Here is a 12510-nt window from a genome sequence, read left to right on the forward strand (position 1 = left end):
TCCCGCCGCCCTGCTCGCCTACGGTGGACGGATGTTCGCCACCCCCGACGAGTCCTTCCGGCGCTCCCCCGACGAGCCGGCCGGCTGCCCGCTGCCCGGCATCGTCGCCGCGTTCACGCCCCGGCTGGCCGAGTTCGCCTTCGAACCCGGCTTCGTCGCGGCGGTCGACCAGCACGCCGCGATGCTGCGGGAACTGCTGTACGCGCAGGGGCCGGAGCTGACGCCCCGGCCCCTGGACCGTGAGGAACTGTCGGACTACGCGCTGGGCTTCCTCGACGCGCTCACCGAGATCGGCTGGCGGGAGCCGGTGGGGTACGACTACGCGGTGATCCGGCTGACCGCGGTCTGCTGGCTGGTGCGCGAGGACGGCCTGCTGCGGGCCTGACCCGCCGGGCCGCCGGGTCGGTCAGCTCGGCTGGTCGCCCGGGCGACCCGGATCGATGCCCGGCGCGGGCGGGGTGGCCTGGGTGGTCGGCCGAACCGGCTGGTTGGCCAGGGCGTCCGCCCGGCCCGCCTGGTAGGCGCTGCCGCGCAGCTTGGCGCTCTCCTGCTCGGCGTTGTCCAGCCAGCGCTCCCAGCGCTGGCGCATCGGCATGATCAGACCGCCGCCGACGCCGACCACCAGCACGCCGGTGATCGTGGCGAGCGCCGCGATCAGCACCGGACCGGTGATCGCGGTGGCGATCCCGGCCTGGCCGAGCGCCGCGATGACACCGAGCGCGACGATGAACGCCCAGGCGATCCGGGAGACCGCCCGGCCGTACGAGGCGCCGGAGAGCGCGTTGCCCACGATGTCCCGCACGCCGTTGGCGATGGCCATCGCGACCACCACGATCACGACCGCCACGATGCCCTTGGGCAGCCAGGCCACGATGCTGTGGATCATCACGCTGATCGGGTTGGGACCGAAGACCCCGAACGCCAGCTGCAACGCCATCAGCAGGACCACGTAGTAGACGATCTTGCAGATGATGCCGGTCATGTCGTACTTCGACCCGCTCAGATAGCGAGTCATCCCGGCCCGCTCGGCGACCTTCTCCGAGCCGACCCGGCGCAGCACCCGGTCCAGCACCTTGGCGACGGCCTTCGCCACGAACCAGCCGATGACCAGGATCGCCAGGAAGGCGATGAACTGCGGGATGAATTTCGCGATCTTGGACCAGGCGTCGGTGAAACCCGACCCGAAGTCCACGGAGAGTGCGAGCTGCTGAGCCACGGAGTCCTCCACTCGGTGACACGGCGCCACGAGCGGCGCGCGCTGCCCCCCACCCTTCGTGGATAGCAGCCCCCCGCCCGGCCCGCGCGCGCCTGGTCCCCGGGCTGCTCCCCTCGGGCGAACGGCCCCGTCGACACCACGCGTAAAGTGGCGGTCAAGGGGGCGGGACGGGGTGGGACAGGACGGTGCGGGTGTGAGCGGCGAAACGGTGGACGGCGGTACGGCGACCGGCAGCGCGGCGACCGCGCACCCGGCCCTGCGCTGGCGGGTGCGGCCCGAGGCGCCGCGCGCCGCCGTCCTGGTGCTGCACGGCGGCGAGGAGCACAATTTCTCCCGGCCCGGGCCGATCAACCTGCCGCTGCTGCGGATGCACGGCTTCCTGCGCTCCCTGTCCAGGGACACCGCCGGCGCCGACGTGGCCGTCGGTACCGTCCGCTACCGCCACCGGGGCTGGAACGGGCAGCGCGCCGACGCCGCCCAGGACGCCCTCGCCGCACTCGACGAGCTGGCCCGGGAGCTGGGCGGGGTGCCGACCGTCCTGGTCGGGCACTCGATGGGCGGGCGCGCGGCCCTGCGGGCCGGCGGGCACCCGGCCGTCACCGGCCTGGTCGCGCTCGCCCCCTGGTGCCCGCCCGAGGACCCCTGCGAGCACCTGGCCGACCGGGACGTCCTGCTGCTGCACGGCGACCGCGACAAGGTCACCCCGCCCGCCGAGACCCGCGCCTTCGCCGCCCGCAGCCGGGCCGCCGGCGCTCGCGTCTGCGGCTACACCGTCACCGGCAGCGGCCACGCCATGCTCCAGCGCATCCCCGACTGGCACCGCGCCACCACCCACCTCGCCACCGCCCTCCTCGGCCTGCGCCCCCTCCCCGCCGAGACCGCCTCCGCGCTCGCCCTCCCGCCCACCTCCCCCGAGGCCCTCACCCTCCCCCTCCCCCGCCAGCCGCGCAGCTGACGTGCGGTCGCGGGGGCCGAGACGGGGTGGACGGGGTGGGGGTCAGCGGGCGAGGCGGGCGAGGAGAGCGGAGGCTGCGGTGATGCCGAGGACGGTGGCCCCGGTGAGAACGGCGAAGTCCAGCGGGAGGTTGGCGCGGGTGCCGATCAGGAGGCCGCGGAGGGCGTCGACCTGGTAGCTGAGGGGGTTGGCGCGGCTGACGGCCTGGAGCCAGCCGGGCATCAGGTCCACCGGGTAGAGGGCGTTGGAACCGAAGAAGAGCGGCATGGTGATGGCCTGGCCGATGCCCATCAGGCGGTCGCGGGTGAGCACGATGCCGGCGATGGTCATCGAGAGGCAGGAGAAGAAGGCCGAGCCGAGCAGCACCGCGACCACGACGCCGAGCAGCCGCAGCGGGTTCCAGGTCATCGCGACCCCGAGCAGGGCGGCGATCACCACCACGACGACGGCCTGGATCACCGCCTTCACCCCGGCGGCGAAGGCCTTGCCGGTCACCAGTGCGGCGCGCGGGGTCGGGGTGACCAGCAGTTTGGTGAGCACCCCGGAGTCCCGCTCCCAGATGATCATGATGCCGTAGAAGATCGCGATGAACATCGCGGACTGGGCGATGATCCCGGGGGCCAGGTAGTCCAGGTAGGGGATGCCGCCGGTCGGGATGGCCTTGAGCCGGGTGAAGGTCTCGCCGAAGATCAGCAGCCACAGCGCCGGCTGCACGGCCCGGGTGTAGAGCTCGGTGCGGTCGTGGCGCAGCTTCTGCAGCTCGACCGTGCACATCGCCAGCACCCGGGCCGGCACCAGCCGCCAGCCGGTGCGGGCGCGCGGCGGGACGAGCAGCAGGCCGAGGTCGGGGCGGACGGCGGTCGCGGTCGCGGCACCGGCACCGGTGCCGGTGCCGGTGCCGGTGCGGACGGCGGGGCCCGGGGGCTCAGCGGACGCGGGAGGCGGTGCGGCGGGTGCGGCGGACATCGCTGAACTCTCCTTCCGAGGACTCGTTGCGGGCCAGGTCGCGGCCCGCGAAGTGGCGGAACACATCGTCCAGGCTGGGGGCGGTCTGCTGCGGGTCCTGCTCGCGGACCTGGGCCTTGAGCTCCTCCGGGGTGCCGAGCGCGCGGATCCGGCCGTGGTCCATGAGGGCGAGCCGGTCGCAGTACCAGTCGGCCTCGTCCATGTAGTGGGTGGTGACCAGTACGGTCATCCCGGTCGCCCGCCGGACCGCGTCGACGCACTCCCACACGCCGGTGCGGGCGATCGGGTCCAGGCCGATGGTGGGCTCGTCCATGACCAGCAGGCGCGGGGCGCTGACCAGGGCCTGGGCGAGTTCCAGGCGGCGCACCATGCCGCCGGAGTAGGTGCCGGCCATCCGGTCGGCCGCGTCGGTGAGGTCCACGGCGGCCAGCGCCTGGGAGACCCGCTCGCGGCGCTCGGCGTGCGGCACGTCGAAGACGCGGGCGAACAGCGCGACGTTCTCGCGGCCGGTCAGTCCGGAGTCCGCGGAGAGCTGCTGCGGCACGTAGCCGAGCAGTCGTCGGACCTCCATGCGCTGCCGGGCCGGGTCGTGGCCGAAGACCCGCACCATGCCGGCGCGGACCGGGAGCAGCGTGGTGATCGCGCGGATCGCGGTGGTCTTGCCCGCGCCGTTGGGGCCCAGCAGGCCGAAGACCTCGCCGGTGTGCACGGTCAGGTCGACGCCGTCGACGGCCCTGGTGCTCGCGCCCTTTCCGCGCCCGTGGTGGAAGGTGTACTCCAGACCCCGGCAGACCACCGCCTCGCCGACGCCGTTCTCGGCGGACGTCATCGTTTCTCCTCTCCCGGCGGGTTGCGCAGGCCCGCCGCCACCCCACGCAGGGCGGGCAGCGCGGCCGCCAGCGCCGCCCGGTCCTCGGCGGGCAGCCCGGCCACCACCTCCCCGACCAGTGCGGTGCGGCGGGCCCGCCAGACGTCGAGGCGTTCGACGGCCTCACCGGTCGCGTACAGCAGGGCGGCCCGGCGGTCGGCCGGGTCCACCTCGCGGCGCAGCAGCCCCAGCGAGACCAGCTGGTTGACCAGCGTGGAGACGGAGTTGCCGGCCAGGCACAGTTCCTCGGCCGCGTCGGACACCCGCAGCCCCGGCGCGTCGATGACCAGGCGCAGCAGTTCGACCTGCGCCCCGCGCAGCCTCGGCTCGGTCAGGCCCTGTCGCAGCCGGCGCCGGACCAGGCGCTGGATCCCGACCAGCAGGGCGGAGAGTTCGTCGGTCGCACCGGGGTCGTCGACCGGGCGGAGGTCGGGGGCCGGTGCAGAAGTGAGCGTTTCCGGTGTCGCACCCATACCTCCGATGTTAGCTCTCAGTGAGAGCTATTCGTCCAGGGGTCGGACGGGACGGATCGGCGGACTGCCGGGCCGGGCGCGGCTGTGCGGATCTCGGGTGACCGCGTACAGACCGGCCGCCGGCCACCACCGGCTCCGACTCGGCGGCCAGCGACTGGGCGCCCGGCTCCGACAAGGGGCAGTGCGCCTCGAACGAGTACGTCGCGGGTGTCGCCTTCACCTGGCGCCGGCTGCACGCCGGAGTCCCGGACGCGCTGCTCTGCCGCCCGTCGTCCTGACCTCCCGCCGCCGGGGCCTGCCGCCTCTGGGGCCTCCCCCGCAGGCCCCAGCGGCGGCGGCGGTTCAGCCCAGCGAGGCCTGCGACTCCACGACCACGCCGTACAGGTCGCCGATCGTCGCGAGGGCGCCGGCGTGGAGCTGGGCGGCGCTCACCTGGGCGTCCGTCGAGGGGAGCGGGCGGGTCGCGCAGGCGTCGGCGACGACGGTCGGACGGTTGCCGCGCAGGAAGGCGCCCGCCGTGGTGAAGGCCACGCACATGTGGGTCATGAAGCCGGCGACCACGACGTCCTTGTGGCCGGCCTCGTCGAGCAGGGCGCCCAGGTCGGTGCCGACGAAGGCGTCCGGGGCCTGCTTGACGACGACGGGCTCGCCCTCGGCCGCCGCCACGGCGGGGTGGATCTGCCCGATCTCGGCACGGATGTCGTACGGGGTGCCCGCGCCGCCGTCGTTGATCACGTGGATGACCTCGGCGCCCGCCTCGCGTGCCCGGGCCAGCAGGGCCGCGGCCGCGTCGAGCGCCTCCCGCCAACCCTCCAGCTCCATCACGCCGCGCGTGTAGGTGTTCTGGTAGTCGATCAGGATCAGCGTGGACGCGGCGAGCACGGCGGGCGTCTCGTCGAGGCCGTTCAGGGCGCGCAGGGTCGTCGCGGGCATGGGGGCACCACCTTCGGTTCGGTACGGGGAACGGGGCGGGCGGCGGCTGCGAGGGCTGCGGCGGCCCGCCTCCGGAACGCTACGGCCGCTCGCCGGATGTCGGCAATGCCGTCTAACATGCAGATTCCGACATCGAGGGCCGACGGGGGTCGGCCAGAGCTGGTGGGGGCCGTGGACGCCGCGCAACGCCTGATCGTCATCGTCCTGTTCGAGGGCGTCGACCTGCTCGACGTCACCGGGCCGCCCGAGGTGTTCTCCCTGGTCCGGCGGGAGACCGACGACGCGACCGGCTACCGCGTCGTCCTCGCCGCCGCGACGGCGGACCCGGTCACCACCGCCGCCGGCGTGCGGATCCTGCCCGACCTCACCTTCGACGAGGCCGCCGCGGGCGGCATCGACACCCTGCTGGTGCCCGGCGCCGTCGAGGTGGACGACCTGCGCCGCGTCCACCCGCTCACCGACCCGGCCGTGGTCGACTGGGTGCGCACGCTCGCCGGGCGCTCACGCCGGGTCGCCTCGGTCTGCGTCGGCGCGCACCTGCTCGCCGCCGCCGGACTCCTCGACGGCAAGCGCGCCACCACCCACTGGTCGACCGCGGCGCAACTCGCCGCCGAGTACCCGGAGATCCAGGTCGACGCCGACCCGATCTTCATCCGCGAGGGCGACGTCTGGACGGGCGCGGGCATCAGCTCCTGCCTCGACCTCTCCCTCGCCCTGGTCACCGAGGACTTCGGCGAGGCCCTCGCCCTGCGCGTCGCCCGCCAGCTCGTGATGTACCTCAAACGCCCCAGCGGCCAGAGCCAGTTCAGCGTCCCGCTGGAACCCGTCTCCACCACCCGGCGGGTCGAGGAGCTGCGCCACCACATCCTGCGCAACCTCACCGGCCGGCTCACCGTCCCCGACCTCGCCGCCCACGCCCACGTCAGCGAGCGGCAGTTGACCCGGATCTTCAAGACCGAGCTGGGCGCCACCCCGAGCGCCTACATCGAGTCGGCGCGGGTCGAACTCGCCCGCCACCAGCTCGAATCCACCGACGCCACGCTCGACCGCATCGCCACCGACTGCGGGTTCGGCACCCCGGACACCCTGGTCCGCGCCTTCCGCCGCCGCCTCGACACCACCCCGACCGAGTACCGCCACCGCTTCCGCACCACCGCGCCCGAAGCGCCGCGGCCCGGGGTCAGATCGGCAGCCGGACCGTGAACACGGTGCGACCCGGCCGGCTGGCCGCGTCCACCTCGCCGCCGTGCGCCCGGACCACCGCCCGCACGATCGACAGGCCGAGTCCGGTCGACCCGGTCGAGCGCGAGCGCGCCCGGTCCCCCCGGACGAACCGCTCGAACATCCGCTCCGCCAGCTCCGGCGCGATCCCCGGGCCGTCGTCGGCGACGGCCAGTCGCACCTCCTGCCCCGCGCGCTCCAGGCTCAGCTCGACCTCGGTACCGGGCGGGGTGTGGGTACGGGCGTTCGCCAGCAGGTTGACCACCACCTGGCTCAGCCGGTGCTCGTCCCCGCGGACCAGCACCGGCTCCTCGGGCAGTGCCAGGCGCCACCGGTGCTCGGGCCCGGCCGCCCGCGCGTCGGCCACCGCGCTCAGCGCGATCCGGGTCAGGTCCACCTCTGCGGCGGCCAGCGGCCGACCGGCGTCCAAGCGGGCGAGCAGCAGCAGGTCCTCGACGATCGCCCCCATCCGCACCGCCTCGGCGTCGATCCGCTCCAGCGAGTGCCGCACCGGCCCGGGCACCGCACCGGGGTGGCGCAGCGCGAGTTCGGCGTGGCCGCGGACCGCCGCGACGGGGGTGCGCAACTCGTGGCTGGCGTCGGCGGCGAACGCCCGCAGCCGCTCCTCGACCGCGTGCCGACGGGCCAGGGCGTCGCCGACGTGGCCGAGCATCCGGTTGAGCGCCGCGCCGACCCGGCCGACCTCTGTGCGCGGGTCGTCGTCCGGCACCCGCTCGATCAGCGTGACGGCGCCGCTGGCGAGCGGCAGCGCGGCGACCCGCTCGGCCGTACCCACCACCCGCCCCAGCGGGCGCAGCGACCAGCGGACCCAGATCGCGCCGGCCGCCCAGGCGCCGGCCACGGCGATCGCGAAGACGGTCAGCTCCAGGGTCGCCAGCCGTTCCACGGTGTCCTCGGCCGGGCGCAGCGGCAGACCGCTGACCAGCACGTCACCGTCCCGGCCGGCCACCGCGCGCACCCGGTAGTGGCCCTGTACCCGGCCCAGGTCGACGCTGCGGGCCGGCCCGCCGACCGGCAGTGCGGCCAGCGCCTGCTGCGCGGCCGGTGAGAGCGTCACCCGGTCGTCGGCGTTGGGCCAGTCCGCATCGTCGGCGTCCCCGTCGACCACGCCCGCCGCGGTGGCCCGGCCGTCGAGCAGCCGGACGCCCAGGGTGCCCGGGGTCTGCGCCCGGGTGTCGGTGCCGCCGCCCTGGCCGGCGTGTTCCAGGCTGGCGGCGTAGCGGCCGCCGGAGTCGGCGAGCTGCTGGTCCAGGCGGTCCACCAGGAAGTGGTGCAGCGCCGCCGTGGTGGCGAGGCCGACCGCGGCGCAGGTGACCACCAGCAGCACCAGCAGGCCGGCGATCAGCCGGGCCCGCAGCGTACGCGGCAGCAGCCGGGCGGCCCGGGCCCGCGGCGTGCGCGCGACCGGGCCGCCGCTCACGGGGCCGCCGTTCACGGGGCCGCCTTGATCAGGTAGCCGGCACCGCGCACCGTGTGGATCATCGGCGTCCGGCCCGCGTCCAGCTTCTTGCGCAGATAGCTGATGTACAGCTCGACCACGTGCGCCTGCCCGCCGAAGTCGTACGACCAGACGGCGTCCAGGATCTGCGCCTTGCTGAGCACCTGCCGCGGGTGGTGCATGAGGTGGGCGAGCAGCGCGTACTCGGTCGGGCTGAGGTCGATCACCTCGCCGCCCCGGGTGACCTCGCGGGCCTGGTCGTCGAGGACGAGGTCGCCGAGCACCAGGGCGTGCGCGGGCGGCTGCCGCGACGCCCCCGGCGGGGCGGCGCGGCGCAGCAGTCCGCGCAGCCGGACCACCACCTCGGCCAGGCTGAACGGCTTGGTCACGTAGTCGTCGCCGCCCGCCGCGATGCCTGCGATCCGGTCCTCGACGGCGTCCCGGGCGGTGAGGAAGAGCACCCGGACCTCGGGCTGCTCGGCATGGATGCGGCGCAGCACCTCCATGCCGTCGAGGTCGGGAAGCATCATGTCGAGCACCACGGCGTGCGGGCGCCAGGCCGCCGCGGCCCGTACGGCGGCCAGGCCGGTGGTCTCGCCCACCGCCTGCCAGCCCTCGTAGCGGACCGCGCCGCAGACCACCTCCACCAGGTCCGGTTCGTCATCGACGACGAGGACCCGCCAGTCCCGCCGGTCGGCGCTGTCGTCCATGGTGCTCCCTCGGTGCGCGTGGTCGGCCGGGTTCATCCTGCCCGTCCCTGATGAGAAGGCCGTGAGACCCCGGGCCGCCCGTGGCGGCCGTCACAGCCACGCTGACCTGCGACGACGTGCCCGAGAGGGGTGAAGGCGGCGGGCCCGGTTCAGAGCCGGTTCAGAGGTTCGGCTGCGATCGTGGTGCGCCCCGGCGGTGCTCGCCCGCCGGGCCCGAAGGAGGATACCGATGGCCACCGCCGCCCCGCCGAGACCCGCCGCCCGCACGCACCGGGCGGCTCCCCGCCGCCCGGCCGCCGCCCGGCCGGCCGCAGTGCTGTGCCTGATCGTCGCCGGCGCGCTCGGCGTCCTCGCGCTGTGGTGGTCCGACACCCCGGTGGTCGCCGGCGCGGCCGCCTGGCTGACCGGGGCGGGCCGGATCACCGGTCTGCTCGCCGGGTACGCGGCGCCGGTGCTGCTCCTGCTGATGGCGCGGCTCCCGCTGCTGGAGCGCGGCGTCGGCGCCGACCGGCTGGCCCGCTGGCACGCCTTCGGCGGACGCTGGCTGGTGGCCCTGGTGACGGTGCACGTGCTGTCGATCGTCTGGGGGTACGCGCTGACGGACGGTCGCGGCCTGCTCGGCGAGGGCGTCGAGCTCGTCTTCCACTACCCCGAGATGCTCAAGGCCTCGCTGGCCACCCTGCTGATGCTGGGCACCGGCGCGGTGTCCGCCCGGGCCGCCCGGCGCCGCTTCTCGTACGAGGCCTGGTACTACCTGCACCTGGCCACCTACCTCGCGGTGGCGCTGGCCTTCGGCCACCAGCTGGCCACCGGCGCCGACCTCGGCGACGGCCCGGCCCGCGCCGCCTGGTACGCCCTCTACCTCGGCACCGCCGCCCTGCTCGGCTGGTACCGGCTGGCGCGGCCGTGGCTGCTCGACCGCCGGCACCGCCTGCGGGTGGCCGAGGTCCGTCCGGAGGGGCCGGGCGTGGTGTCGCTCTTCCTGACCGGCCGGCGGCTGGACGAACTCCGGGCCGAGCCGGGCCAGTTCTTCCGCCTGCAGTTCCAGGCGCCCGGCCTGCGGTGGGCCGCCAACCCGTACTCGCTGTCCGCGCCGCCGCGCCCGGACTTCCTGCGCTTCACGGTCAAGGACCTCGGCGGACACAGCGCCGCCGTGGCAGCGCTGCGCCCTGGCACCCCGGTGCGCGCCGAGGGCCCGTACGGGGCGTTCACCGGGCGGCTGCAGCGGCGGCGCCGGGTGCTGCTGCTCGGGGCGGGGGTGGGGATCACCCCGCTGCGGGCGCTGTTCGAGACGCTGCCGGGCGAGCTGACCCTGGTCCAGCGGGCCGGGCGCCCGGAGGACGTGCTGTTCCGGGCCGAGCTGGCGGAGGTCGCCCGGCGGCGGGGCGCCGTGGTGCACGAACTGGTCGGCCCGCGGGAGCGGATCGGCGACCTCGGCACCGCGCTCGCCCGGCTCGTCCCCGACCTCGCCGAGCACGAGGTCTACCTGTGCGGGCCGGACCCGCTGGCCGAGGAGGCCGTCCGCTCGCTGCGGGCCGCCGGAGTACGGGCGGGGCGCATCCACCGCGAGTCCTTCGTGCTCTGAACCCGCCGGGACCGCCCAATCCGCCCGCCCGATCCGCCCGCCTGATCCGCCCGCCCCTCCGGACCCCGAGGAGTCCCCCATGCGCCGAGCCGTCGTCACCAGCGCCGCCACCGCTGCCGGAGTCGTCCTGCTGCTCTCCCTCAAACCGCACGACGCCGCCGGGCCCGCGCCGGTGATCAGCTCCACCGGCGGGTCCGGCAGTTCGTCAGGCGCTGTCACAGGCTCCTCCGGGGCCGCCTCGGGAGCCTCCGACGCCTCCGCGGCGCCGTCGGGCTCCGCCTCCGCACCCGCCGCGTCCGGTGCGGGCGGTGCGTCCGGTGCGGGCGGCACCCGGAAGGTCGCCGGCGACGCCGTGAACACCCGCTACGGGCCGGTCCAGGTCGAGGTCACCCTCGCCGGCAGCCGGATCACCGCCGTCGACGTCGTCAAGTACCCCACCGAGGACCGCCGGGACCGCGCGATCAACAGCACCGCGCTGCCGCTGCTCAACCAGGAGGCGATAGCCGCGCAGAGCGCCCAGGTCGACGTGGTCAGCGGCGCGACCTTCACCAGCGACGGCTACGTCCGGTCCCTGCAGAGCGCGCTCGACCGCGCCGGGCGGTGAGGCGTGGTGCTCCGCCACGCCGAGCCCGTCATGGGCACCGTCTTCTCGATCGCCGTCCGCGATCCCGGCCCGGACACGCCGGCCGTCCTGCGCCGGATCGCCGACCGGCTGCACCGGATCGACGCGGTGTTCTCGCCCTACCGGCCGGACAGCGACATCAGCCGCCTCGACCGCGGCGAACTCGCCCTCTCCGCCTGCGATCCCGAGGTCCACACCGTCCTGGCGGCCTGTCGCGAGGTCGCCGCGCAGACCGACGGCTACTTCACCGCGCGGCCCGGCGACCGGCTCGACCCCAGCGGCTGGGTGAAGGGCTGGGCGGTCGAGGAAGCGGCCGCTCTGCTGCGCGCCGCCGGGGCGCGGCAGTACTGCGTCAGCGGCGGCGGGGACGTGCAGACCGCCGGCGGGCCCTGGCGGATCGGCGTCGCCCACCCGCTGCGGCCGGACTCGCTCGCCGCCGTCCTGGGCGGCGACGACCTCGCGGTGGCCACCTCCGGCACCGCCGAGCGCGGTGCGCACATCCTCGACCCGCACACCGGCCGCCCGGCGCTCGGCCTCGCCTCGCTGACCCTGGTCGGCGCCCCCGGCACCGGCATCGCCCACACCGACGCCTGGGCCACCGCCGCCTTCGCCATGGGCCCCGACCGCGCGCTCGCATGGGCCGCCCGACGCCCCGGCGTCGAGGCCCTCGCCGTCCTGCCCGACGGCTCCAAGCGCTGGACGCCCGGTCTGCCCCGGCACCTCCCACCGGCCGGCCCCGCCGACTGGCAGCCGACCGCCCCGGCGTCCTGACCTGGGCCCTTACGCCAACTGCCGTCTAAGCCCCGTCAGTTCACTCCATCAGGTGAAGAACGCGATCATGACTCGTCCGCCCCGACCCCGGTGACCGATAGTGGGACACCGATCGGACGCGGACCATCCGCTCCCACCCGAACGCGTGAACGCACGGAAAGAGGCAGTGGCGCATGCTCATTGAGGCCACCCGGCGGATCGACCTCGTCTTCGCCCTGTTCGACGCCAACCGCAACGGCGTCATCGAGGCCGACGACTTCGACCTGATGACGGACCGCGTGGTCGCGGCCGCCGCCGACTCGGACGAGGCCGCGAAGACCGCGATCCGCGCCGCCTTCCAGCGCTACTGGGTCACCCTGGCCACCGAGTTGGACACCAACGGCGACGGCGTGATCAGCCGCGAGGAGTTCAGCGGCTTCGTGCTCTCGCCCGAGCGCTTCGCCCCCACCGCCGGCGAGTTCGCCGACGCGCTCGCCGCACTCGGCGACCCTGACGGCGACGGCCTCATCGAGCGCCCCCGGTTCGTGGCACTGATGACCGCGATCGGCTTCGAACGCGCCAACATCGACGCCCTCTTCGACGCCTTCGGCCCCACCCCCGAGGACCGCGTCACGGTCGCCGCCTGGGCCGCCGAGATCCGTGACTTCTACGCCCCGGACAAGGGCGGCATCCCCGCCGACCTCCTGGTCGGCATCCCCGCCGCCTGACCCGGGCCTCGCCCGCAACCGCAA

At 75.1% G+C, this 12510-nt stretch carries 14 protein-coding genes; 7 read left to right on the forward strand and 7 right to left on the reverse strand.

All coding sequences use genetic code 11. From position 1 onward, the window contains the following. The first annotated feature begins 31 nt into the window (after positions 1 to 31). The gene (locus tag P3T27_RS23130; protein ID WP_280681437.1) at positions 32 to 385 is read left to right on the forward strand and encodes a DUF6401 family natural product biosynthesis protein; all 354 of its coding nucleotides are present in this window, start codon (positions 32 to 34) and stop codon (positions 383 to 385) included. A 21-nt stretch (positions 386 to 406) separates the two neighbouring features. Here P3T27_RS23130 and P3T27_RS23135 read toward each other — a convergent pair whose 3' ends face one another. Then, positions 407 to 1216, reverse strand: a complete 810-nt coding sequence (locus tag P3T27_RS23135) for a hypothetical protein (protein WP_280681440.1) — start codon at positions 1214 to 1216, stop codon at positions 407 to 409. A gap of 193 nt (positions 1217 to 1409) precedes the next feature. Here P3T27_RS23135 and P3T27_RS23140 point away from each other — a divergent pair, with 193 nt between their 5' ends. Beyond that, positions 1410 to 2171 (forward strand): alpha/beta fold hydrolase, encoded by a 762-nt coding sequence (locus P3T27_RS23140; protein WP_280681442.1) that lies wholly within the window; start codon positions 1410 to 1412, stop codon positions 2169 to 2171. A gap of 42 nt (positions 2172 to 2213) precedes the next feature. On the opposite strand, the gene P3T27_RS23145 is transcribed toward P3T27_RS23140, so the two are convergent. From P3T27_RS23145 to P3T27_RS23160, 4 genes are all read right to left on the reverse strand, one after another. Further along, positions 2214 to 3137 (reverse strand): ABC transporter permease, encoded by a 924-nt coding sequence (locus P3T27_RS23145; protein WP_280681444.1) that lies wholly within the window; start codon positions 3135 to 3137, stop codon positions 2214 to 2216. Continuing rightward, positions 3097 to 3966, reverse strand: coding sequence for an ATP-binding cassette domain-containing protein (locus tag P3T27_RS23150; protein ID WP_280681446.1), 870 nt, complete (start codon positions 3964 to 3966; stop codon positions 3097 to 3099). Before P3T27_RS23150 ends, P3T27_RS23145 begins: the two co-directional genes overlap by 41 nt. Next, entirely contained in the window at positions 3963 to 4478 is a 516-nt protein-coding gene (locus tag P3T27_RS23155) for a MarR family transcriptional regulator (protein ID WP_280681448.1), read from the reverse strand. The genes P3T27_RS23150 and P3T27_RS23155 overlap by 4 nt, the downstream gene beginning before the upstream one ends. Positions 4479 to 4820: 342 nt before the next feature. After that, positions 4821 to 5411 carry an isochorismatase family protein gene (locus tag P3T27_RS23160; RefSeq protein ID WP_280681450.1) on the reverse strand — a complete coding sequence of 197 codons (591 nt, stop codon included), beginning with the start codon at positions 5409 to 5411 and terminating at the stop codon, positions 4821 to 4823. A gap of 171 nt (positions 5412 to 5582) precedes the next feature. Between P3T27_RS23160 and P3T27_RS23165 the strand changes: the two genes are divergently transcribed. After that, on the forward strand, positions 5583 to 6614 hold the full coding sequence (locus tag P3T27_RS23165) for a DJ-1/PfpI family protein (protein WP_280681452.1): 1032 nt from the start codon (positions 5583 to 5585) through the stop codon (positions 6612 to 6614). On the opposite strand, the gene P3T27_RS23170 is transcribed toward P3T27_RS23165, so the two are convergent. Next, positions 6592 to 8088 carry a HAMP domain-containing sensor histidine kinase gene (locus P3T27_RS23170; RefSeq protein WP_280681458.1) on the reverse strand — a complete coding sequence of 499 codons (1497 nt, stop codon included), beginning with the start codon at positions 8086 to 8088 and terminating at the stop codon, positions 6592 to 6594. The genes P3T27_RS23165 and P3T27_RS23170 overlap by 23 nt on opposite strands. Next, positions 8085 to 8801 carry a response regulator transcription factor gene (locus P3T27_RS23175; protein ID WP_280681464.1) on the reverse strand — a complete coding sequence of 239 codons (717 nt, stop codon included), beginning with the start codon at positions 8799 to 8801 and terminating at the stop codon, positions 8085 to 8087. The genes P3T27_RS23170 and P3T27_RS23175 overlap by 4 nt, the downstream gene beginning before the upstream one ends. A 229-nt stretch (positions 8802 to 9030) precedes the next feature. Here P3T27_RS23175 and P3T27_RS23180 point away from each other — a divergent pair, with 229 nt between their 5' ends. The 4 genes from P3T27_RS23180 to P3T27_RS23195 all read left to right on the forward strand — a co-directional run bounded on the left by P3T27_RS23180 (position 9031) and on the right by P3T27_RS23195 (position 12486). Further along, positions 9031 to 10386, forward strand: coding sequence for a ferredoxin reductase family protein (locus P3T27_RS23180; RefSeq protein WP_280681465.1), 1356 nt, complete (start codon positions 9031 to 9033; stop codon positions 10384 to 10386). Positions 10387 to 10465: 79 nt separating this feature from the next. Continuing rightward, positions 10466 to 10990 carry an FMN-binding protein gene (locus tag P3T27_RS23185; RefSeq protein WP_280681467.1) on the forward strand — a complete coding sequence of 175 codons (525 nt, stop codon included), beginning with the start codon at positions 10466 to 10468 and terminating at the stop codon, positions 10988 to 10990. Between the two features lie 3 nt (positions 10991 to 10993). Then, entirely contained in the window at positions 10994 to 11779 is a 786-nt protein-coding gene (locus P3T27_RS23190) for an FAD:protein FMN transferase (protein WP_348534124.1), read from the forward strand. 173 nt (positions 11780 to 11952) lie between these two features. After that, entirely contained in the window at positions 11953 to 12486 is a 534-nt protein-coding gene (locus tag P3T27_RS23195) for an EF-hand domain-containing protein (protein ID WP_280681469.1), read from the forward strand. The last annotated feature ends 24 nt before the right edge of the window (positions 12487 to 12510 follow it).

Origin of the sequence: Kitasatospora sp. MAA19, from assembly GCF_029894125.1 — a bacterium.
Lineage (GTDB): Bacteria > Actinomycetota > Actinomycetes > Streptomycetales > Streptomycetaceae > Kitasatospora.

Excerpts from the sequence above, each read along its gene's own strand:
- P3T27_RS23180 (WP_280681465.1), top strand. The coding sequence starts at position 9,031 with ATGGCCACCGCCGCCCCGCCGAGACCCGCCGCCCGCACGCACCGGGCG.
- P3T27_RS23130 (WP_280681437.1), top strand. The coding sequence starts at position 32 with ATGTTCGCCACCCCCGACGAGTCCTTCCGGCGCTCCCCCGACGAGCCG.
- P3T27_RS23175 (WP_280681464.1), bottom strand. The coding sequence starts at position 8,801 with ATGGACGACAGCGCCGACCGGCGGGACTGGCGGGTCCTCGTCGTCGAT.
- P3T27_RS23185 (WP_280681467.1), top strand. The coding sequence starts at position 10,466 with ATGCGCCGAGCCGTCGTCACCAGCGCCGCCACCGCTGCCGGAGTCGTC.
- P3T27_RS23195 (WP_280681469.1), top strand. The coding sequence starts at position 11,953 with ATGCTCATTGAGGCCACCCGGCGGATCGACCTCGTCTTCGCCCTGTTC.
- P3T27_RS23155 (WP_280681448.1), bottom strand. The coding sequence starts at position 4,478 with ATGGGTGCGACACCGGAAACGCTCACTTCTGCACCGGCCCCCGACCTC.
- P3T27_RS23145 (WP_280681444.1), bottom strand. The coding sequence starts at position 3,137 with ATGTCCGCCGCACCCGCCGCACCGCCTCCCGCGTCCGCTGAGCCCCCG.
- P3T27_RS23150 (WP_280681446.1), bottom strand. The coding sequence starts at position 3,966 with ATGACGTCCGCCGAGAACGGCGTCGGCGAGGCGGTGGTCTGCCGGGGT.
- P3T27_RS23160 (WP_280681450.1), bottom strand. The coding sequence starts at position 5,411 with ATGCCCGCGACGACCCTGCGCGCCCTGAACGGCCTCGACGAGACGCCC.